The sequence below is a fragment of the Lysobacter sp. genome, from assembly GCA_013141175.1.
Taxonomy (GTDB): domain Bacteria; phylum Pseudomonadota; class Gammaproteobacteria; order Xanthomonadales; family Xanthomonadaceae; genus Lysobacter_I.
Genome location: JABFRN010000001.1, coordinates 2990444 through 3011569, shown reverse-complemented (window position 1 = coordinate 3011569; position 21126 = coordinate 2990444). Strand labels below are relative to the sequence as shown.

At 65.1% G+C, this 21126-nt stretch carries 18 protein-coding genes; 11 read left to right on the top strand and 7 right to left on the bottom strand.

The genetic code is table 11. From position 1 onward, the window contains the following. Positions 1 to 13: 13 nt before the first annotated feature. A complete protein-coding gene (locus HOP03_13215; protein NOT89129.1) occupies positions 14 to 505 on the bottom strand; it encodes a GNAT family N-acetyltransferase in 492 nt (163 codons plus the stop codon). A 739-nt stretch (positions 506 to 1244) separates the two neighbouring features. Here HOP03_13215 and HOP03_13210 point away from each other — a divergent pair. Then, the gene (locus tag HOP03_13210; protein ID NOT89128.1) at positions 1245 to 1661 is read left to right on the top strand and encodes a hypothetical protein; all 417 of its coding nucleotides are present in this window, start codon (positions 1245 to 1247) and stop codon (positions 1659 to 1661) included. Positions 1662 to 2054: 393 nt separating this feature from the next. On the opposite strand, the gene hutU is transcribed toward HOP03_13210, so the two are convergent. Next, positions 2055 to 3740, bottom strand: coding sequence for a urocanate hydratase (hutU, locus tag HOP03_13205; protein NOT89127.1), 1686 nt, complete (start codon positions 3738 to 3740; stop codon positions 2055 to 2057). Positions 3741 to 3996: 256 nt separating this feature from the next. Here hutU and HOP03_13200 point away from each other — a divergent pair, with 256 nt between their 5' ends. Both HOP03_13200 and HOP03_13195 read left to right on the top strand, forming a co-directional pair. Then, a complete protein-coding gene (locus HOP03_13200; protein NOT89126.1) occupies positions 3997 to 5517 on the top strand; it encodes a DNA-3-methyladenine glycosylase 2 family protein in 1521 nt (506 codons plus the stop codon). Next, positions 5514 to 6038 (top strand): methylated-DNA--[protein]-cysteine S-methyltransferase, encoded by a 525-nt coding sequence (locus HOP03_13195; protein ID NOT89125.1) that lies wholly within the window; start codon positions 5514 to 5516, stop codon positions 6036 to 6038. Before HOP03_13200 ends, HOP03_13195 begins: the two co-directional genes overlap by 4 nt. Positions 6039 to 6126: 88 nt before the next feature. On the opposite strand, the gene HOP03_13190 is transcribed toward HOP03_13195, so the two are convergent. Beyond that, positions 6127 to 6450 (bottom strand): hypothetical protein, encoded by a 324-nt coding sequence (locus tag HOP03_13190; protein NOT89124.1) that lies wholly within the window; start codon positions 6448 to 6450, stop codon positions 6127 to 6129. Positions 6451 to 6643: 193 nt separating this feature from the next. Here HOP03_13190 and HOP03_13185 point away from each other — a divergent pair, with 193 nt between their 5' ends. Next, positions 6644 to 7918: an alkaline phosphatase family protein gene (locus tag HOP03_13185; GenBank protein NOT89123.1), complete on the top strand. Its 1275-nt coding sequence runs from the start codon at positions 6644 to 6646 to the stop codon at positions 7916 to 7918. Between the two features lie 3 nt (positions 7919 to 7921). Here HOP03_13185 and HOP03_13180 read toward each other — a convergent pair whose 3' ends face one another. The 4 genes from HOP03_13180 to HOP03_13165 form a co-directional block, all read right to left on the bottom strand. Continuing rightward, a complete protein-coding gene (locus tag HOP03_13180; protein NOT89122.1) occupies positions 7922 to 8689 on the bottom strand; it encodes a response regulator transcription factor in 768 nt (255 codons plus the stop codon). Then, entirely contained in the window at positions 8686 to 9954 is a 1269-nt protein-coding gene (locus HOP03_13175) for a histidine kinase (GenBank protein ID NOT89121.1), read from the bottom strand. Before HOP03_13175 ends, HOP03_13180 begins: the two co-directional genes overlap by 4 nt. Beyond that, a complete protein-coding gene (locus HOP03_13170; GenBank protein NOT89120.1) occupies positions 9951 to 11327 on the bottom strand; it encodes a serine hydrolase in 1377 nt (458 codons plus the stop codon). The genes HOP03_13175 and HOP03_13170 overlap by 4 nt, the downstream gene beginning before the upstream one ends. Before the next feature lie 112 nt (positions 11328 to 11439). Continuing rightward, on the bottom strand, positions 11440 to 12684 hold the full coding sequence (locus HOP03_13165; GenBank protein ID NOT89119.1) for a formimidoylglutamate deiminase: 1245 nt from the start codon (positions 12682 to 12684) through the stop codon (positions 11440 to 11442). Positions 12685 to 13011: 327 nt separating this feature from the next. Between HOP03_13165 and HOP03_13160 the strand changes: the two genes are divergently transcribed. The 7 genes from HOP03_13160 to HOP03_13130 all read left to right on the top strand — a co-directional run bounded on the left by HOP03_13160 (position 13012) and on the right by HOP03_13130 (position 21126). Further along, positions 13012 to 14172: a CoA transferase gene (locus tag HOP03_13160; protein ID NOT89118.1), complete on the top strand. Its 1161-nt coding sequence runs from the start codon at positions 13012 to 13014 to the stop codon at positions 14170 to 14172. Next, positions 14169 to 15404, top strand: coding sequence for an imidazolonepropionase (locus tag HOP03_13155; GenBank protein ID NOT89117.1), 1236 nt, complete (start codon positions 14169 to 14171; stop codon positions 15402 to 15404). Before HOP03_13160 ends, HOP03_13155 begins: the two co-directional genes overlap by 4 nt. Positions 15405 to 15423: 19 nt before the next feature. Then, on the top strand, positions 15424 to 16623 hold the full coding sequence (locus HOP03_13150) for a membrane dipeptidase (GenBank protein NOT89116.1): 1200 nt from the start codon (positions 15424 to 15426) through the stop codon (positions 16621 to 16623). A gap of 229 nt (positions 16624 to 16852) precedes the next feature. Then, the gene (locus HOP03_13145; protein ID NOT89115.1) at positions 16853 to 17782 is read left to right on the top strand and encodes an STM4015 family protein; all 930 of its coding nucleotides are present in this window, start codon (positions 16853 to 16855) and stop codon (positions 17780 to 17782) included. Between the two features lie 34 nt (positions 17783 to 17816). Further along, positions 17817 to 18926 carry an STM4014 family protein gene (locus tag HOP03_13140; protein ID NOT89114.1) on the top strand — a complete coding sequence of 370 codons (1110 nt, stop codon included), beginning with the start codon at positions 17817 to 17819 and terminating at the stop codon, positions 18924 to 18926. A gap of 32 nt (positions 18927 to 18958) precedes the next feature. Further along, positions 18959 to 19756, top strand: a complete 798-nt coding sequence (locus HOP03_13135; GenBank protein NOT89113.1) for an STM4013/SEN3800 family hydrolase — start codon at positions 18959 to 18961, stop codon at positions 19754 to 19756. Continuing rightward, on the top strand, positions 19753 to 21126 hold the full coding sequence (locus tag HOP03_13130) for an STM4012 family radical SAM protein (protein NOT89112.1): 1374 nt from the start codon (positions 19753 to 19755) through the stop codon (positions 21124 to 21126). The genes HOP03_13135 and HOP03_13130 overlap by 4 nt, the downstream gene beginning before the upstream one ends.

Genomic DNA, 21126 nt, shown 5'->3' with positions numbered 1-21126 from the left:
GTACGGAACAACCTTATACGGCAGAAGGGCCGCCACGGATGCAGGGCGCAGGGTTACCCAGGACCTTCGCGAGACGCACGCCGTCAAAGGCTCCGTGGTACATCCCTAGAACCTCCTGATCCTCGGCGTAGCCGTGCTTCCGATAGAAGGCGAGCGCTGCGGCATTCTCCACGCGGGCTTCGAGCCTGATCCGGGCGATGCCAGCGGCGACCGCCACTTCTTCCAGCCAATACAGCAGTTGGCCGCCCAAACCTTTCCGCCGATCCGGCTCGTCCACCGCAAGCAGCACGAGGTGGGCTTCATCACTCCCGTATTCCATGATGCCGAAGCCGATGACTGCGCGCGAGAACTCGGCCACGAGCACATTCGTACATGCGTCGCGAATCGCGGAAGTCACCACGGGCGGCGTCCAATGCCACGGCATGCCGCGCTCGATCGCTTTCCGTGAAAGCGCTGCGATGCTTTGCGCATCGCGGACATCAGCCAGACGAATGATGATGGGCATGGATGACACCGATGGGTCGCGTCGGTTGACTTTGCATCAGGCAATCATCGAATGACAAGTCGCCCGGGTGTCCGCGAAGTGGACACCCGGGATGAGGTGCCGCAGGACTTTCCGAAGGCCCCGGCTCTCGCTTGCAGCGAGAACCGGGCTACGTCTGGCATAATCCTTCTCGAACAGAACATTCGTAGCCGGGGTAAGCGCGCAGCGCGCACCCGGGACAAACGCAGGCGAAAGTACGCACGTGACCATTCAAGATCAAAAGCCCCGGGTGCGGCCTGTGGCCTTACCCGGGCTAATCGCTGCGTGGATCAAGAATACGATTTCATTGAAGAAATTCTTGGCGACGTCACTGCTTCATCTGGAAGGTACCGATAAGTCCGTGGCGCATTGGATGAAGTCAACACTAACTTGACTGCGAGCAGTCATGACACTAGCGTTGTCTGACAGCTCAAAAAACACCTTTTGAATCAACTGTTTTTCATACAATTTGAATGTAAAAGAAGATTTTGAGGCGTGCGAAATTCTCGAGCGCCAAGAAAAAATCCTCAAAAGAATATTTACCACCAGCGATACTACGAAGACCGCATGCACCATTGACAATGCCAAAAAAACGGACTATCAAAGCAGCAGGAAACAGATTTTCCGTCGAGAAAATTCCCGATAGATTAAACCTATTGGAAGGAGTTCTAACCCGAGGATCCATGAGTTGAAATGCAGTGCCTTGCAAGGGGAGCACAGCATGCTAAAGACACTAAGACCCATCAAGAATCAGAAAAAAATTCTGGTTTCCGGAACAAAAGCTGCGATGTCTGTTTTCAATAATGACCAAATACTCGATACGAACAAACGAAGAATCCTCACAGAGTATTTGTATGAGTTTCTACCCTCTGAAACGCCAACGTATCATGATGTTTCGCTCCTTGACGGCAATGCCACGTTGAGACTGGCAGTAGTAAAGAAAGCCCGCAGGAACCAACTGCTCATTGCAGGTGCATATTTTTTTCTTACACCTCAAGATTCCGCCAATAAATTCGATGGCGGCCCCGCCAAGAAGGTAACCACTTACGAGAAATTCAAGAAAGCAGGCATCATGTTGAGCATAGCCAATTTGATAAGAAAATTCTTTGATTTTTTTTCTGGCGAACCTCCCCACTAAGTGATGCGCTGCAGCAAGTAGCTTGGTGCACAAGTATGAGTAAGGATAGCGCATAGTATTTTTGCAGTACCGTAGCCGCTAGGTCATAAACCTAATGCCCCCAACCTTTTCCTAATACTCTCGCTAACGCAACGTTTCTGTTACACAAACGATCAGCACCGCAACCATTCCAGATCTTGACGTTGATCGCTGTATTGGTGGTGATGACTCCCTTGCGTGGCCATGTGAGACCCACCGTCCTCAATTCCGACGCCAGCAGCCATGATGCAAAGGCGCCATCTCATGAATACCGCCAACCGCTTCGGCACACGGATCAAACTGACTTCGAACCCATGCCGAAGCGGTGACTCTTCAAATCCTTAAATACCAGCTCGATCTGCATCCATACGCATATCACCCCATCGGCAACTTAAGCCCCATCTCCCGCGCACAAGCCTTAGCAACCTCATACCCCGCATCCGCATGCCGCATCACCCCGGTGCCCGGATCATTCCACAACACCCGCGCAATCCGCTTGTCCGCTTCGACAGAGCCATCGCAGACGATCACCACACCGCTGTGCTGCGAGAACCCCATACCAACGCCGCCGCCGTGATGCAGGGAAACCCAGGTCGCCCCGCCGGCAACATTCAACATCGCGTTGAGCAAAGGCCAGTCGCTGACCGCGTCGCTGCCGTCCTGCATGGCTTCGGTTTCGCGATTCGGCGAGGCGACGCTGCCGGAATCCAGATGATCGCGGCCGATCACGATCGGCGCCTTGAGTTCGCCATTGCGGACCATTTCGTTGAAGGCGAGGCCGAGTTTGTGGCGCAGGCCCAGACCGACCCAGCAGATGCGCGCGGGCAGGCCCTGGAAGGCGATGCGTTCGCGGGCCATGTCGAGCCAGCGGTGCAGGTGCTCGTCGTCGGGGATGAGTTCCTTCACCTTCGCGTCGGTCTTCGCGATGTCTTCCGGATCGCCGCTGAGCGCGACCCAGCGGAACGGACCGATGCCGCGACAGAACAGCGGACGCACGTAGGCGGGCACGAAGCCGGGGAAATCGAAGGCGTCCTTGCAACCCATCTCGAACGCCATCTGGCGGATGTTGTTGCCGTAGTCGAAGGTGGGGATGCCCATGTCCTCGAAATGCAGCATCGCTTCGACGTGGATGCGCATCGAATGTTTGGCGGCTTCGACCACATCCTCGGGCGCGCTGATCTGTTTGTCGAACCACTGCTCCAGCGTCCAGCCGGCGGGCAGATAGCCGTGCAGCGGATCGTGCGCGGAGGTCTGGTCGGTCACTGCGTCGGGGCGCACGCCCCGGCGCACGAGCTCCGGCAGGATTTCGGCGGCGTTGCCGAGCAGCGCAATGGATTTGGCTTCACCGGCGGCGCAGTATTTTTCGATGCGGGCGAGCGCGTCGTCGAGATCGGTCGCCTGTTCGTCGACGTAGCGCGTGCGCAGGCGCATGTCGATGCGCGACTGCTGGCATTCGATGTTGAGCGAGCACGCGCCCGCCAGCGATGCGGCCAGCGGCTGCGCGCCGCCCATGCCGCCGAGGCCGGCGGTGAGGATCCATTTGCCGGCGAGGCTGCCGCCGTAATGCTGGCGGCCCATTTCGACGAAGGTTTCGTAGGTGCCCTGCACGATGCCCTGGCTGCCGATGTAGATCCAGCTGCCGGCGGTCATCTGGCCGTACATCATCAGGCCTTTCTTGTCGAGCTCGTTGAAGTGTTCCCACGTGGCCCAGTGCGGCACCAGATTGGAGTTGGCGATCAACACGCGCGGCGCATCGGGATGCGTGGGGAAAATGCCGACCGGTTTGCCCGACTGCACCAGCAGTGTTTCGTTGTCTTCGAGATTGCGCAGCGATTCGAGGATGGCGTCATAGCAGCCCCAGTCGCGCGCGGCGCGGCCGATGCCGCCATAGACGACCAGATCTTCGGGCCGCTCGGCGACTTCGGGATCGAGATTGTTCTGCAGCATCCGGTACGCGGCTTCGGTCAGCCAGGATTTGCAGCTCAGCTGCGTGCCGCGCGGTGCACGGATGACGCGGGACGGATCGTGGCGGTTGTTGCCGAAGGGGATGGACGGGGTCATGGCGACGCTCCTGATGTCGATCGGGGGATTTTACGCCCCTTGGACCACCGCTCGAGCGCGAGCCCCTCCTCTCTGTGGGAGCGGCGGAAGCCGCGATGGACTGCGGAAAATCTTCCAGTGCTCCATCGCGGCTTCCGCCGCTCCCACAGGAATCGCTCCTACAGGATCAAGGAGGAACCGCCCCCTGCCGTTCACCCGGCATGTCCGTGTCCGAAAACGGCGAGTCGCCACCGTCGCGACGGCCTATGATCGCGCCATGACCGACACCTCCGCCGCAATCGACACGCTGCCTTCGCGTGAGATCTGTTTCCGTGCGATGGCCGCGAAGGACCATCGCTTCGACGGCCTGTTCTTCATCGCCGTGCGCAGCACCGGCATCTATTGCCGGCCGGTATGCCCGGCGGCGGCGCCGAAGCGGGAGAACATCACTTTCTACGCGAACGCCGCCGCAGCCACTGCGGCAGGCTACCGGCCCTGCCTGCGCTGCCGGCCGGAGCTGTCGCCCGAGACGCATGCGCAGGTGCGCGAGGACGCGGTGCGCCGCGCGCTGGGCTTGATCGCCGATGGCGCGTTGCAGGATGGCAGCGCCGATGCATTGGCGGCGCGGGTCGGGCTGAGCGCGCGACAGTTGCAGCGGGTGTTCCTCACGCACGTGGGCGCGACGCCGCACACGGTGCATGCGACCCGCCGGCTGCTGCTGGCGAAACAATTGCTGACCGAAACCGCATTGCCGGTGACCGATGTCGCGCTGGCGGCGGGCTACAACAGCCTGCGGCGCTTCAATGCCGCGTTCAAGAGCGGCTGCGGCATGCCGCCGAGTGCGATCCGTCGGCTGAAATCGGCGGCGGCGGCACCCAGCGGCACACTGACCCTGCGCCTGGGCTATCGTCCGCCGCTGGACTTTCCGATGCTGCTGCGCTTCCTGGCCAAACGTGCGATTCCCGGCATCGAACGCGTGAACGAAGACAGCTACGAGCGCGTGATCGGCCCCGCCCAGGCATCGAGCTGGATCCGCGTGCGTGCCGCCACCGAACGTCCGGAACTGTTGCTGGAAATCGGCAACGCCGATCCGCGCGCGATCCCGGGCATCGTGCGCCGGGTGCGGCGCATGTTCGATCTGGATGCGGATCTGCGCGCCGTGCATGCGGTGTTCGCCACGGACCCGCTGCTGAAACAGGCGATCGAGCTGCATCCCGGAATGCGCGTGCCCTGCGGTTGGGACGGTTTCGAGCTGGCGGTGCGTGCGGTGCTGGGCCAACAGATCAGCGTGGCCGGTGCGACCACGCTGGCGCGACGCCTGGTCGAGCACTGGGGCGAGCCGCGCACCGATGCCGTGGCGACGCAGATCGGACTGGATCGCGCGTTCCCTGCTCCGGAACGTCTGCGCGATGCGCCGCTGGAAACCATCGGCCTGCCGCGCACGCGCGCCGCAACCCTGCGCACGCTGTCGGCAGCGGTGGCGGATGGGCGTCTGTCGTTCGATGCGGGCCAACCGCTGCAGGATTTCGTCGAACGCGCGACCGCCCTGCCCGGCATCGGCGCATGGACGGCGCAGTACATCGCGATGCGCGCGCTGGCATTGCCGGATGCTTTCCCGGCCGGCGATCTGGTGCTGCAGCAGCGGCTGGCGTCGACCGGGATCGCGCGCCTGAGCGAACGCGCGACCGAAGCGAGATCGCAAGCATGGCGGCCATGGCGCGCGTATGCGGTGCTGCATCTGTGGCATCTGCCCGCCGACATCGCCAAGAACGGCAGCATGGAGACCGCCGCCGCATGAGCACGCTTTTTTTCGAGCGCTTCGACACGCCCATCGGCATCTTGACCATCGCTGCGGATGCGGGCGGTCTGCGCCACATCGAATTCCCGAGCAATCGCCACCCGGTGGATCGCTTCGACTGGGCGCAGGGCGCGCGTGGCGACACTGCGGAGGTGCTGCACGCGACGCGCGAACAATTGCTGGAGTACTTCGCTGGCGTGCGCCGCGATTTCGATCTGCCGCTGGCGCCGCAGGGCACCGCGTTCCAGATGCAGGTATGGCGGATGCTGGGAACGATTCCGTTCGGCGACACGTGGAGCTATCGCGATCTGGCGCGCGCCATCGGCAAACCCGATGCCATGCGTGCGGTCGGCGCGGCGAACGGGCGCAATCCGCTGCCGATCGTGCTGCCGTGCCATCGCGTGATCGGCGCCGACGGCAGCATGACCGGTTTCGGCGGCGGGCTGCCGATCAAGGAAGCGCTGCTGCGGCTGGAAGGTGCGCTGCCGACACAGCGCAGCGGCGGCGATCTGTTCGGCTGAGCTTCGCTTCTCCCAGCGGCATCCGCGCATCGCGGAAACAAAACGCCCGGCACTGGGCCGGGCGTCTGCTCATGAATGGATGTGGAGATCAGCGGATCGACGGATCCAGCATGCGCAGCGCGTCGTAGATCTCGACCTGGCCGGTGCGCGCGATGTCTTCGCTGGTGTAGACGCGTCCGCTGACGGGTGCGCAGCGCTGCGGTTTGCCGTCTTTCGCGGCGCGGGCATTCTGCGCTGCGATGACGCGTGAGCCGGTGTTGCGCACGCAGGTGCGGACGGGTTCGCGCGGCGCGGTGGCTTCGGTGGTCTGGACGGTTTCGACCTCACCGGTTTCCGTGGTCACGGTGACGGTCTGGGCGACGGCGGTACCGGCGAAAACGGTCAGCATGGTGGCGAGCAGGAAGCGGGTCATGGCGGTGGCTCCAATGCTGCATGAGGATGCGATGTCCGAACCTTACGCCGAGCCGTTGCCGCTTGCCTGAACAAGGCAAGCCGTGTTCAGGAGGTCGTCAGTCCGGGTGCGACGGTCCCGTCGGGCGACAGTGGACGGGAAGTGGACCATCGTCGAAATCCTGCGGACATCGGTGGCGTTTATCATGGCGCGCATGAAACCAAGTCCCCGGATGCCGCCGCGCACCGTTCGCCCCGCACTGCCCACTGTCCTTGTCTGGATGTTCGCGATCTTCGCCTCGGTGCTGCTCGCCGGTTGCGCGGGTCGCCAGGTCGCGACGTCGGCTCCGACATCCCGGCTCGTGATCCTGGTGTCGATCGACGGCCTGCCGGCATCGATGCTGGGGAACGGCACCATGCCCACGTTGGACCGACTGGCCGCAGAGGGCGTTCACGCACGTTGGATGAAGCCGTCGTTTCCGACCATGACCTTTCCGAATCACTACACCCTGGTCACCGGGCTGCGGCCGGATCATCACGGCATCGTCCACAACGACATGCTGGACCCGGCACTGGGCATTTTCCGCTCGAAAAGCGAAAGCGCGAAGGACGGGCGCTGGTGGGGCGGGGAACCGATCTGGGCGACCCTGCAAAAACAGGCGGGCATTGCCGCCATCATGTTCTGGCCGGGATCGGAAGCGGAAATTGCGGGGCATCGGCCGCGCATGTTCCGCGCATTCGACAAGACGCTCAGCCCTGCAGTGCGCATGGAACAGGTGCTGTCGTGGACCGACCTGCCGCCCTCGCAGCGTCCGCAGCTGATCCTGGCGTATTTCGACAAATACGATATCACTGCGCACGAAAGCGGATCCCATGCGCCCACTGCGCTGGCTGCCTTGCGCGAGATCGACGCGGCGCTGGCGATGCTCGAAGCCGGACTGCATGCGCGCGGACTGCATCGCCGGACAGATCTCATCGTGCTGTCCGACCACGGCATGGCCGATGTGCCGCGCGACAACGTGAGCATTTTCGAAGACCGGCTGGACCCGGCGGCCTACGACATCACCTGGTGGGGAATGTTGGTCGGCATTACGCCGAAGCCCGGCCAGACCGGGACCGTGGAACGCGCGTTTCTCGGACGCCAGGACCACTATCGCTGCTGGCGCAAATCGGAACTGCCGCCGGAGTGGCACTACGGAAGCCATCCACGCATCCCTCCGATCGTCTGCCAGAGCGATACCGGTTGGCGCGTGCAGGGTCGCAACAACAATCGCTGGCCGCAGGCGGTGAAGGGCGAGCACGGCTTCGCGCCGGAAGACCCGACGATGCGCGCAGTGTTCGCCGCGCGCGGGCCTTCGTTCCGCCACGGCGTCGTACTCCCGCCATTCGACAACATCGACGTCTACCCGCTGCTCGCGCATCTGCTCAAGATCGAGCCTGCCGCGAACGACGGTGAACTGACCCCCCTGCAAGCGGCGCTGGAACCGTAACGATCACATCCCGCGGAAACGATGCAGGAACGCCGCGCTGACCGGCAGCGCATCGTCGCGACCGCGCAGTTGCAGCGCCGCTTTTCCGAATTCGTCCTTGCGCACGCGGTCGATCGCGGACACGCGCACGACCACGCCGCGATGCACCTGCCAGAATTCATCGGGATCGAGCCCGGCCAGCAGATCCTTGATCGGCGTGCGGATGATCGCTTCCGCGCCTGCCGTCACCACCCGCACGTATTTGTCCTGCGCCTGGAAATACAGGACCTCCTCGATGCCGATCATGCGCACGCTGTCGCCGACGGCGGCGCTGATCCAGCGGATCAGGCGGGCGCCGGACGGACGCAGTCCGGTTTCGAGAGCGTCGAGCTGCTCCAGCGCATCCCCGGGCGATGCGGCGGGCGTGCGCAAGCGCTCGCGGATGCGCTCCAGCGCGCGCTGCAGGCGCTCGGGCTGCAGCGGCTTGAGCAGATAGTCGACGGCGCCGGCCTCGAACGCGCGCACCGCGTATTCGTCGTACGCGGTGGTGAACACCACCAGCGATTTCGCCGCGACCGCAGCGCGCGCCACATCGAGGCCGCTGACGCCCGGCATGCGGATGTCGAGGAACGCCAGCGTCGGCCGATGCGCGGCGATCGCTTCCATCGCCGCGATGCCGTCCTCGCATTCGGCGACGATGCGCAGCTCCGGCCACGCATCCTGCAGCATCGCGCGCAGCGCGTTGCGCAGTGGGGCTTCGTCCTCGGCAAGGATGGCAGTGATGTCGATCATGGTGCCTCACGCGCCAACGGATCATCGTCCAGTGGAAGCCACAGCTCCGCCCGCGCGCCGCGCGCGGGTTCCCCGGTCAAGCGGAAACCTGCGCGCGCACCATAGCGCGTGTCCAGCTGCGCGCGGACGTTGGCCAGACCGAGCCCCCCACCGACGCCCAGTTGCAGACCGAGACCATCGTCGATCACGCTGACATGCAGGTCGCCATCGCGGCGCTCCGCCGCGATGGTCACCGTTCCGGGACCGGGTTTCGGTTCGATGCCGTGCTTGACGGCGTTCTCGACCAGGCTGATCAACAGCATCGGCGGAAACGGCAGTGCCCGCAGCGCGTCGTCGACTTCGATCCTGTAGTTCAACCGCCCGGTCGTACGCAGGCGCATCAGTTCGAGATAACTCGCGCACAGGTCGAGCTGCTGGCCGAACGTGGAATGCAGCGCATTGTCTTCGTCGCGCAATTTCGGGATGGTCGCGCGCAGGTAATCGACCAGCGCGTCGAGCGTGGCCTCGGCCTGCGCCGGCTCCTGGCGCACCAGCGCGCGCACGGAAGCCAGCGTGTTGAACAGGAAATGCGGCTCGACCTGGGCCTGCAGCACGCCGAGGCGCAGCTCGGACTGCTGTTTGCGCACTTCCAGCGCGGCCAGCGCATCGGCCTGGCGGTTGTCCTGCCAACGCCGCAATTCACCGGAATACGCGCGCAACGCCAGCCCGCCGCCAAGCGCGCCGTAGACCAGCATTCCGACCACGACATTGATCGTGGCCAGCACCGCCTTGGTGAAGGCCGAAAAGGTCGGCGGCTTCACGGTCAGATCGATGCCCTGTGTTTTCGGCATCACCTGTGCGAGGTAACCCGATGCCCAGGTATCCGCGAAATACGCGATGACGATGCCCATGGACACGGCCACCACCACGCCGATGCGCTGGCTGCGCAGCGGCAGGCCGCGATGGCGCACGAGGGTCGCGAGCAGCGGGCCGGCGCAGGTCATCAGCATGAAAGCGCTGAAGAAATGCAGACCGGAGAGGGTTCCGATCCTCGCGTCGGACGTGGTCATGCCCAGGCCCACGCCCGTCAGCAGCGCCCAGAGTGCGATCACGATCGCGAACAGCAGGCAGCGTCCGCGCAGCCACGGCCAACCGAATACCGGATAGCGCCGGTAGTTGATCCGGAGCACGCCGCCACCAGCAACGACTTCGGTCGGCAGCGGCCGATCCAGCGGATAGGGCGTGCGGTCCTGCGCGGGCTCCGACAGAGTTTGCGGCGAAGTCATTTGCGCTGTCCATCGAGGGTGTGGCCGCCCTGATCGAGCTTGAGCGCAACGACCTTGCCGGCCGCGTCGCGCTGGAAGCGGATCACGATACCGAAGTCCGGCGCCTCGAACACATCCTTCGCGGTCGGCGCGATCGGGAATGCGCCCTGCCCGGTCGCCTGCGCGGTCAGCGTGCCGCCATCGACGCGCACGGTCAGCACGAAGTTCGGCATCAACGGATATTCACCGGCATAGGCGTTCAGCTCCTCGGCCGACAACACCAGCGGCGGCGTCGATCCGCCGGTGCGGGGCTTGCCCAGCGGCACTTTCGGATCGAGCAGGTGCAGACCGAGGCTGCCGAGCCCGCCGCGCTCGTGCAGCGCGGTATCGGACAGGATCACCACGCCGAATTTGCGCTCCGGATCGAAGGCCACGAACGACGAAAATCCGCCGGTACCGCCCTCGTGCGCGAGAAACGTGCGGCCGTTGAGCTGCGCCAGCATCCAGTGCATCGCGATCGGCGCTTTCGCATCGTTGGCGACAGGCACATGCGTCATCCGGAAATCCGCATCGAGCGGCTTCGGTGCGCCGCCGAATTGGCCCTGCACGTAACGGACCATGTCGTCGAGCGTCGAGCGCACACCGCCGACACCGGCGAAGTCGCTCGGGAAAGTCCACGCGGGCGTGGCCTTCGCATCCGGGGTGTGGCCGATCGCGGCGGTCACGCCTTCCGGCTTGCGGTTGATGTAGCTGCGGTCCATGCCCAGCGGCGCGAACACCCGGGTGTCCAGCAGGGTCTCGAAATCGCTGCCGGCGCGGCGCGCGATCGCGTACGACAACAGCATCGCCGCGAAATTGGAGTATTCGAACTTCGCACCCGGCGCCTGCGCCAGTGAGGTGGTCGAGAGCACCTTCAGCAAGGTCGCCCCGTCCGCCTTCGCATACGGATTGAGCGGGTCGTGATCCACGCCCGCGGGAATCGCCGGCAGCCCGGAGGTATGGGTGACGATGTGCCGCAACAGAATGGGCTTGCCGTCGAAGGTCGGCACGCTGCTGCCCTTCGGCAGATACGCCGACAGCGGATCGTCCAGGGACGCCTTGCCGTCGCGGATCAGGCCGGCGAGCAGCGCCGCCATCATCGGCTTGCTGACCGAACCGATCTCGAACGCGGTCTTCGCATCGATGCGATCCGACGCGTCCTTGCCGTCGGCGCAGACGTAGGCGCGACTGACGGTCTTGTCGATGACGGCGACGGCGAAACAGGCGCCGGACGTGTCGCCGTGCAGGCGTTTGCCGACGATGGCCTGCAGTCCGGCATCGGTCGTTGCATGGGCGGCGGTACAGGCGAAGCACGACGACAGCGCGGCGAAGAGAACGGCGGGACGGAAACGCATGGCGAACTCCAAACAGGATCGGGGATGCGACCAGCCTGCCTCGGGCTATCGTGGCGTGCAGAGGCTTGCGACGAACCCCCGCGATCGGGCGACGAACCCCGCCCGGTGCGGATCAGACCGCCAGCAGCCCGCGCATCGCGACCGCGAACCGCGTCGCGATCGCATCGCGGTCGACATGCCGACCGGCGTTCACCCTCTCGCGGCCGTTCACCACCACCGCATCCACCGCATTGCGGTTGCCGGCAAAGATCCAGCGGTCGGCCGCGTCGATGGCGGTCGCGCCGATCAGCTGCGGCGCATGGCCGTCGAGCGCGACCGTATCGCGCGCCAGCGCTTCGGGCGCGAACCCGGTCGACTGCGACGCACTCATCTGCACGCCGGAGAGCAACACCTCGCCGACGCTGGGCGACGCGGCGGTCGCAGCGATATTGCGATGCCGGGTGATCAGGCGCTGGCCGTATTCCAACCAGCGCAGTTCCTCCACCGGCGACACCGAACTGTGCGAATCCGAACCGATGCCCCAGGCGCCGTTGGCATCGAGGTAATCGCGCAGCGGGAACAGGCCGTCGCCGAGATTGGCCTCGGTGGTCGGGCAGATCGCAACGGTGGCGCCGGCATCGGCGATACCGACGATTTCGTCGACCTCGAGATGCGTAGCGTGGACCAGGGTCCAACGCGCATCGACGTCGGCGTGATCCAGCAACCAGCGCACCGGACGGTCGCCACGGAGCGCGAGGCAGTCCTGCACTTCGCCGATCTGCTCCGCGATATGGATGTGCACGCGCGTCTCCGGCGGCAGCGCCGCGAGCACCGCCGACATCGCATCGGGCGGCACTGCGCGCAGGCTGTGCAGTGCGCAGCCGACGCGCAGGGTGTCGTCCTGTTCGCGATGCAGCGTCTCGAACAGACGCAGATAGCCGTCGACATCGTGACCGAAGCGACGCTGGCGTTCGTTGAGCGGACGCCCGTCGAAGCCGCCGGTCATGTACAGCACCGGCAGCAGGGTCATGCGGATGCCGGTTTCGCGCGCGGCGGCGATCAGGGCGCGCGACATCGTCGCGGCCTCATCGTAGGGATGCCCGTCGGGCGCGTGGTGCAGGTAGTGGAATTCGCAGACCGTGGTGTAGCCGGCTTCCAGCATTTCGGCGTACAGCTGCGCGGCGACCGCGTGCAGGGTATCCGGGTCGAACCGCGCCGCCATCCGGTACATGGTGTCGCGCCAGGTCCAGAACGAATCGGACGGATGGGTCATGCGCTCGGCCAGTCCGGCCATCGCGCGCTGGAACGCATGCGAATGCAGGTTGGCGATGCCGGGAAGACGCCAGTGGTCGCCTTCGGATGCGATGGATGGGTTCATTGGCGCATTGTCGCCGATTCCCGCTGCGCCGCACCTCTGTACTGGCACCCTGCATCCGTCGGAGTCGCGGCGCAGTTCTCCCTCCCTTTCGCGCAGCGGAGGGGAGGGTTGGGGAGGGGTGTTTTGCCTGCGCGCAATTCCATGCGTGCGGCCCAACCCCCACCGACCTCCCCCGGAGCGATGCGCAAGGGGAGGAGAAGGGCGCGTCGCCGTTTGTTGTGGCCCGCAGGTACTGCGAATTCGATTTCGCAGGGGCGACGGCGGGTCACGGATATCACGGATAGACCGGGCTAGACTGTGCGCTGACCTCAAACCACGGGCGGATCGATGTCGGCGTTGGCAGGAATCAAGGTGCTGGAGCTTTCGCGGGTGCTGGCCGGGCCGTGGTGCGGGATGACGCTCGCCGATCTCGGCGCCGACGTGATCAAGCTCGAACCGATGGAAGGCGACGACACCCGCGGCTACGGTCCGCCGTTCCGCGGCGACATCTCCGCTTATTTCGCCAGCTGCAACCGCGGCAAGCGCTCGATCGCCATCGATCTGCGTCATCCCGAAGCGAAACCGCTGCTGGAAGCCCTGATCCGCGAGGCCGATATCGTCATCGAAAACTTCCGTACCGGCGCCGCCGAGTCGCTCGGCATCGGCTACGAGCATGCCCGCAGCTTCAACCCGCGACTGATCTGGTGCGCGATCTCCGGCTACGGCCGCAGCGGCCCCGACGCGCAGCGGCCGGGCTACGATTTCGTGGTGCAGGCCGAGTCCGGGCTGATGTCGATCACCGGACCGACCGACGGCCCGCCCAGCAAGGTCGGCGTGGCCTCGGTCGACCTGGCCACCGGACTCAACGCGACCATCGCGATCCTCGCCGCGCTGCATCAGCGCGCGCGCACCGGCGAAGGCCAGTACATCGAACTGAGCCTGTTCGAGGTTCAGGTGCAGGCGCTGGCCAACATCGCCAGCAGCGTGCTGTTCACCGGCGACGAAGCGAAGCGCTTCGGCAATTCACACCCGACGATCGTGCCGTATCAGACCTTCGATGCCGCCGACGGCACGTTCGCGCTCGCCTGCGCCAGCGACCATCTCTGGCATCGCCTGTGCGTGCTGATCGACCGCCCGCAGTGGGTCGACGACCCGCGCTGCGCGACGAACAGCGCGCGAGTACTGCATCGCGACTGGCTGATCCCGGCGCTGGCGGAGTGTTTCGCCGGCGACACGGTGGCGACGTGGCTGGCGCGCTTCGAAACCGCCGGTATTCCCGCCTCACCGGTCAACGGCGTGCGCGATGCGGTGATGAGCGGATTGGCGACCGCGCGCGGCCTGCGCATCGAGGACGACGGCATTCCGATGATCGCCAGCCCGCTGCGGATGTCGGCCTCGCCGATGGCCGAACCCAAACGCCCGCCGCACCTCGGCGAGCATGCCGATGCGGTCTGCGCCGTGCACGGCTTCGATGCGGAGGCATTGCGCGCCGCAGGAGCGATCGGATGACGTCCGCAATCCTTTATGACGGCCTGCTCGTCGGCGCCTCGCTGGCGACGCTCGACGCGACCCACGGCTACGGCGAAATCGAGGACGGCGCGCTCGCCTGGAAGGACGGCGTGCTGCGCTTCGTCGGCCCGCGCAGCGCGCTGCCGGAAGCGGCGGCGAGGGTGGCGAAGGCGGTTTTCGAAGTCGACGGCGGCTGGGTCACGCCCGGGCTGATCGACTGCCATACGCATCTCGTGTTCGCCGGCGACCGCGCGCACGAATTCGAACTGCGGCTGCAGGGCGCGAGCTACGAGGAGATCGCGCGCGCAGGCGGCGGCATCCTCTCGACCGTACGTGCGGTGCGCGAGGCCAGCGAAGATGCGCTGTTCGCGCAATCGCTGCCGCGCGCGCAGGCGCTGCTGCGCGATGGCGCGACCACGCTGGAAATCAAATCCGGCTACGGCCTGGATCTCGACAACGAACGCAAGATGCTGCGGGTCGCGCGCCGCATCGGCGACGCGCTCGGCATCGGCGTGCACACGACCTTCCTCGGCGCGCACGCGCTGCCGCCGGAATTCGCGAACGATGCCGACGGCTACATCGATGGCGTCGTCGACTGGTTGTCCGTGCTGCACGCAGAAGGACTGGTCGATGCGGTCGACGCCTTCTGCGAAGGCATCGGCTTCACGCCTGCGCAGACGCGTCGCGTATTCGCGGCTGCCGCAGCGCTGGGGCTGCCGGTGAAACTGCACGCCGACCAGCTCAGCGATCTCGGCGGCGCCGGACTGGTCGCGGAGTTCGGCGGACTCTCGGCGGATCATGTCGAATTCGCCAGCGACGACAGCGTGCGCGCAATGGCCGCGAACAACACTGTCGCCGTGCTGCTGCCCGGCGCATTCCACTGCCTGCGCGAAACGAAACTGCCGCCGATCGACGCCTTCCGCGCGCAGGGCGTGGCGATGGCCGTCGCTACCGACTGCAACCCCGGTACTTCACCGCTGCTCTCGCTGCGCCACGCCATGTCGCTGGCCTGCACCCATTTCCGGCTCACGCCGGAGGAAGCCCTGCGCGGCGCGACCGTGCATGCGGCGCGCGCGCTCGGCCTGTCCGATCGCGGCGTCCTGGCGGTGGGCATGCGCGCGGATTTCGCGCACTGGAAGATCCGCCGCCCCGCCGACCTGTGCTACTGGCTCGGCGGTGCGCTTGCGGGTACCGTATTCGCAGGCGGTCGCCCCACTCCCTCCACGTTCTGAACCACGACAGGAATTCCGCATGCGCCCCCTCACGCTCGCCGCCGCGCTCGCGCTCTGCGCGACGCCCTTCGCCAACGCGACCGCAGCGGATGCCGCGCCGGCCGCGCGGAAACTCGCACAGGACGCGGTCATCGTCGATACGCATATCGACGCACCGACCGAACTGATGAAAACCTGGATCGATCTTGGTGCAGAGCAATCGCGCGAATTCGATTTTCCGAAAGCGCGCGCCGGCGGCCTCGACGTCGCATTCATGTCGATCTACACCTCGCCCGGACAGGACGACAACGGCAGCGCATGGACGGTCGCCAACCACATGATCGACGCGGTGGAATCGCTCGCACTGCGTCATCCCGACAAATTCGCGCTGCTGCGCTCGCCTCGGGATGTCGACCGCCTGCGTCGCGGCGACCGCGTGCTGCTGCCGCTGGGCATGGAGAACGGCGCGCCGATCGGCGACGATCTGGGCAAACTGGGGTTCTTCTTCGAACGCGGCGTGCGCTACATCACCCTCGCCCACAGCGCCAACAACCGCATCGCCGATTCCTCGTACGCGCAGGAGAAAAAGTGGAACGGACTGAGCCCGTTCGGCCGCGAGGTGGTGGCGGACATGAATCGCCTCGGGATGATGATCGATGTCTCGCATCTGTCCGATGCGGCGGTGGCGCAGTCGGTCGTACTCAGCCGCGCGCCGGTGGTGGCGACGCACTCGGCGTTTCGCCACTTCACGCCCGGTTTCGAGCGCAATCTCAGCGACGAATTGGCCAAGGCCATCGCCGCAAAAGGCGGCGTGATCCAGATCCCGTTCGGCAACGCCTTCGTCGATCCTGCCTCGGCCGCCAAGACACAGGCCTATTTCGTCGCCTACGCCGCGTTCGAGCGCGACCGCAATTCGGGCAAGACCACGCAGACCGTCGCCGGATTCGATGAGGCGTGGGACCGGGACCACCCGCCGCTGGCCGTGAAGATCGAGGCGGTACTCGACCAGATCGATTACGGCGTGAAACTGGTGGGCATCGACCACATCGGCATCGGCTCCGATTTCGACGGCGTCAGCGGCGCGCTGCCCGAGGGCCTGAAGACGGTCGCCGATTTCCCGAACCTCATCGCCGGCCTGCAGGCGCGCGGCTACAACGACGCGGATATCCGCAAGATCCTCGGCGGAAATCTGCTGCGGATGTGGCGGCAAGTGGAAAAAACCGCAACCGCATCCCGCTGATCGCGGTTGAGGCGTCAACAAGGAATACCGCGCAGAATCGACAATACATTCACACCCGAATGGCACTTTCTTGTGCGCGGCATCCGGATTTTCGTCATCCCCGCGCACGCGGGGATCCAGTGACTTCAGGCCTCTGCGACGAAGCAAAGACGCTGGATCCCCGCATACGCGGGGATGACGAAGCTCAAGCAAGTGCCACTCCACCCACACCCCATGCATTGGACTCGACATGACGATCAACGAAACCAAGGACCGCTATCTCGACAAGCCCGTCGTCGAATTCCGGATGGGCGACACCATCGCCGATCCGGCTGCCGTCCGCACCAACATCTATCGGCTGATGCAGGATTACGACTCGGCCGAGAGCCAGCGCGACCTGCTCGACAGCTTCCTCGGACAGGTCGACACGGCAGCGCTCGACGCGCTGATCATCGGCGCATGGAGCGAAGCGCACGACGAAGGTCCGCAGGGCTATCTCGATGGCCTGATCGAACGCCGCGCGGAACTGCCTGCGCTGCAGGCCCTGTTCATCGGCGACATGACCTACGAAGACTGCGAGGTTTCGTGGATCATCCAGGTCGGTTACAACCCGCTGCTGGCCGCCTTTCCGCAGTTGCGCTCGCTGCGGATCCGCGGCAGCAGCCAATTGAAGCTGGAAGCGTTCGAGCACGCACAACTCGATGAACTGGCGATCGAATGCGGCGGCTTGCCCAGCGATATCGCGAATGCGATCGCCGGATCGAAGCTGCCGGCGCTGCGCCGGTTGGAACTGTGGCTCGGCGACGATGGCTATGGCTTCGATGGCGATGTCGGCACCTATGCACGCCTCCTCGATGCCATCGATGCCTCGCGACTGGACTATCTGGGCCTGCGCAACTCGCAGCTCAGCGATGCACTGGCTGCGCATCTGGCCACGCAACCGTGGCTTGGCAAACTGAAAACGCTGGACCTTTCGATGGGCGTCATCGGCGACGAGGGCGCGCAGGCGCTCTGCGAAAGTCCGCATATCGCGGGACTGGGAACGCTCGACCTCAGTCACCATTACGTCGGCGAAGCCTGGCAGGCCAAACTGCGCGCACTGCCCTGCAAGGTCGTGCTGGACGATCCCCAGGATGCCGAAGAAAGCGACGGCGACCGCTATGTCGCGGTGTCCGAGTAAGCCGGCAGTCGCCGTGACGCAGGCCTCGATGGTCCTGGTCGGACAACCGGACCATCGCCGCACGCATCTACTGCAGGCGGCGCTGAAACGACGCGGCCTGGCACCGGCGCGCATCGTGGATTACACGACGCTGCTCGACGAGCCGCAGCGCTTTGCGGATGCGGTTTCTGGCAGCGTCGTCGTCAAACTCGATTCGCCCGGCGAATCCGCCGCGCTGCACGATGCATTGTTGCATCGCGGCTGGATCCGCAACGGCGAACAAGGTCCGCCACCCAAACCGCTTGCGCATGCCGAGCTCGCCAACCAGCACCTGTGGTACGCCGGCTTCGCCGGGCTGTTGCAGACACTGCATCGGGTTGCAGGCGACGCGCGCTGGCTGAATCCGCCCGGGGATATCCTGCGCATGTGCGACAAATGGCGCTGCCAGCAGGATTTGATTGCCGCTGGCGTCGTCGCGCCGCCGCTGCTCGGCCTCATCGATGGCTACGATGCCCTGCGTCGATTGTCCGAACAGCACGATTGCGATCGCATCTTCGTCAAGGCCCGCTACGGTTCGTCCGCAGCGGGCGTACTCGCGTATCGGCATCATCGCGACGGTCGTGAAGTCGCCTACGCGAGCACGTCGATCATCGAAGGCGCGAAGGACCCGCATCTGTTCAACACCCTTGCGCCGAAGCGCTATACCGACCGTCGAAGCATCGCAGCATTGATCGATGCGCTGGCGATACAGGGTGCTTACGTCGAACGCTGGATCGCGAAACCACGCGCACCCGGACACGCCGGCCATCATTTCGATCTGCGCGTGGTCGCTTTCGAGGGTGAGCCTCGGCAGCGGGTTGCGCGCATCGCCGACCGGCCGATGACCAATCTTCACCTCGGCAACCGACGTGGCGATCCGCAGGCGCTGCTCGACGCAACGGAGACGAGCGTCATCGAAGACCGCGTCAGGAAAGCAGCGGCCGTGTTCGCGAAGAGCGCGATGATCGGCTTCGACCTGATTCCCGGTCGCGAAGCCTGCCACGTGCTGGAGGCGAATGCCTTCGGTGACCTGTTGCCGGGTCTGCGCTGGCACGGCGCCGATGCCTACGACGATCAAGCGGCCTGGGTCGCAGGCCATGACGAACAGGACAGGAACGCGGCATGACCCACGATCCTGCCGCACCACCTGCCATCGACATGCACGCCATCGTCGGCACGCACGACATCCTGTTCATCACCCTCGACACGCTGCGCTACGACGCCGCGCAGGCCTGCTTCGCGCAGGGCCGGCTGCCGGCGCTGGCCGCGCATCTGCCCGCCGGCGGCTGGGAACGCCGGCACACGCCGGCCAGCTTCACCTACGCGGCGCATCAGGCGTTTTTCGCGGGGTTCCTGCCCACACCCGCGCGACCCGGGCCGCATCCGCGCCTGTTCGCGCTGGCCTTCGCCGGCAGCGAAACCATCGATGCGAATACCCTCGTGTTTCCGGATCATGCCGACATCGTCCATGGCTTGGCAGCACAGGGTTACCGAACGATCTGCATCGGCGGCGTCGGTTTCTTCAATCTCGCCAATCCCTTGGGCCGCGCACTGCCGTCGATGTTCGACGAAGCCCACTGGCGACCGGAATTCGGCGTGACCGCGATCGACTCGACGGCAGCGCAGGTCACGCTGGCCTGCGAACGCCTGCAGTCAGACGATCTGCACGGACAGCGGTGCTTCACCTTCATCAATGTCTCCGCGCTGCATCAACCGAACCGGCACTATCTTCCGGGCGCGGAACGCGACGACATCGAGACCCACATGGCTGCGCTGGTCCATGTGGATGGCGTTTTGGCAAAGCTGTTCGACACATCGCGACGGCGCGCGCCGACCTTCGTCATCGTCTGCTCGGATCACGGCACCGCCTACGGCGAGGACGGTTATCATGGGCACCGCATCGCGCACGATGTCGTGATGCACGTGCCCTATGCTCATTTCCTGCTGACGCCGTGAACGCTGCCGCGCTCGAATCCCTGCTCGAATTGCCGCCGTACCAGGCGTATTCGTATTCCTATCCGCACAAGACCGCGTACCGGGCGTTGACCGAACCGCAACCGTTGCGGGACACATGGGCGAACGAAGACCGCAATGCGCTGTTCCTGTATCTGCACGTTCCGTTCTGCTCGTATCGCTGCGGCTTCTGCAATCTGTTCACGCTGGCGCGACCATCGGCCGATACGGTCGCACGCTATCTCGATCAACTTGATCGCCAACTCGCAGTCACCGCCGACGCGCTCGGCACGCATCGCTTCGTCCGCTTCGCGCTGGGCGGCGGCACGCCGAGTTATTTGTCCGCCGATCAACTGCAGCGATTGTTCGACAGCGTGCGGCGCCATTGCACGATCGATCTTCATACGATTCCGGCGGGCATGGAAGTGTCGCCGGAAACCGTCGACACCGAAAAAATGGCGATCTGCCGCAGCGCGGGCATCGACCGCATCAGCATGGGCATCCAGAGTTTCAGCGATGCCGAAGTACGCACGCTGGTCCGCCCCCAGCAGCGCGACGAGGTGGAGCGCGCGATCGCCGCGATCCGTGCGCACGACTTTCCTACCCTCAATCTCGATTTGATCTACGGCATCCAGGGACAGACCGAAGCCAGTTTCCTGGCATCGATCGACAGTGCGCTGGCGTTCGCGCCGGAAGAGCTCTATCTCTATCCACTGTACGTCCGGCCGCTGACTGGTTTGAGCAGAATCGGGGACAGGATCGAAGGCCGCGACGGCAAAACCCGTTTCGCACTGCGTCCCGAACCGGTCGACGACCGCATGACCCTGTATCGCGCCGGCCGCGACGCGCTGCTCGCTGCCGGTTATCGGCAAGTCTCGATGCGCATGTTCCGCGCGCCGCACGCGCCCGCCAGCGATATAGGCCCGGCCTACTGTTGTCAGGACGACGGCATGGTCGGCATCGGCTGCGGCGCGCGCTCGTACACGCACGCGCTGCACTACTCCAGCGAATTCGGCGTTTCGCGGCGCAGCGTCGCCGAGATTCTCGATCACTACCTGTCGCTGTCGCAGGACGATTTCGCAAGCATCGACTACGGCATCGCATTGGACGCGGGCGAACAGCAGCGGCGTTACGTCATCCAATCGCTGCTGGTGCGTCCGGGACTCGATGCGGAGGCGTATCGCGCACGCTTCGGCAGCGATTGTTTCCAGGACCTACCGCAGTTGCAGGCGCTGGAGGCGCTGTCGCTCGCGCGTCGCGAAGGCGCGCTGCTGGCGCTGACCGATGCCGGCATGGCGCGTGCGGACACGATCGGTCCCTGGCTGATTTCCGATGCGGTGGCCGCGCGCATGGCCGAATTCGAGCTGCGCTGA

What these genes read in the sequence shown, in the direction of transcription:
- HOP03_13215 (NOT89129.1), bottom strand. Translation starts at nt 505, where the DNA reads ATGCCCATCATCATTCGTCTGGCTGATGTCCGCGATGCGCAAAGCATC.
- HOP03_13210 (NOT89128.1), top strand. Translation starts at nt 1,245, where the DNA reads ATGCTAAAGACACTAAGACCCATCAAGAATCAGAAAAAAATTCTGGTT.
- hutU (NOT89127.1), bottom strand. Translation starts at nt 3,740, where the DNA reads ATGACCCCGTCCATCCCCTTCGGCAACAACCGCCACGATCCGTCCCGC.
- HOP03_13200 (NOT89126.1), top strand. Translation starts at nt 3,997, where the DNA reads ATGACCGACACCTCCGCCGCAATCGACACGCTGCCTTCGCGTGAGATC.
- HOP03_13195 (NOT89125.1), top strand. Translation starts at nt 5,514, where the DNA reads ATGAGCACGCTTTTTTTCGAGCGCTTCGACACGCCCATCGGCATCTTG.
- HOP03_13190 (NOT89124.1), bottom strand. Translation starts at nt 6,450, where the DNA reads ATGACCCGCTTCCTGCTCGCCACCATGCTGACCGTTTTCGCCGGTACC.
- HOP03_13185 (NOT89123.1), top strand. Translation starts at nt 6,644, where the DNA reads ATGAAACCAAGTCCCCGGATGCCGCCGCGCACCGTTCGCCCCGCACTG.
- HOP03_13180 (NOT89122.1), bottom strand. Translation starts at nt 8,689, where the DNA reads ATGATCGACATCACTGCCATCCTTGCCGAGGACGAAGCCCCACTGCGC.
- HOP03_13175 (NOT89121.1), bottom strand. Translation starts at nt 9,954, where the DNA reads ATGACTTCGCCGCAAACTCTGTCGGAGCCCGCGCAGGACCGCACGCCC.
- HOP03_13170 (NOT89120.1), bottom strand. Translation starts at nt 11,327, where the DNA reads ATGCGTTTCCGTCCCGCCGTTCTCTTCGCCGCGCTGTCGTCGTGCTTC.
- HOP03_13165 (NOT89119.1), bottom strand. Translation starts at nt 12,684, where the DNA reads ATGAACCCATCCATCGCATCCGAAGGCGACCACTGGCGTCTTCCCGGC.
- HOP03_13160 (NOT89118.1), top strand. Translation starts at nt 13,012, where the DNA reads ATGTCGGCGTTGGCAGGAATCAAGGTGCTGGAGCTTTCGCGGGTGCTG.
- HOP03_13155 (NOT89117.1), top strand. Translation starts at nt 14,169, where the DNA reads ATGACGTCCGCAATCCTTTATGACGGCCTGCTCGTCGGCGCCTCGCTG.
- HOP03_13150 (NOT89116.1), top strand. Translation starts at nt 15,424, where the DNA reads ATGCGCCCCCTCACGCTCGCCGCCGCGCTCGCGCTCTGCGCGACGCCC.
- HOP03_13145 (NOT89115.1), top strand. Translation starts at nt 16,853, where the DNA reads ATGACGATCAACGAAACCAAGGACCGCTATCTCGACAAGCCCGTCGTC.
- HOP03_13135 (NOT89113.1), top strand. Translation starts at nt 18,959, where the DNA reads ATGCACGCCATCGTCGGCACGCACGACATCCTGTTCATCACCCTCGAC.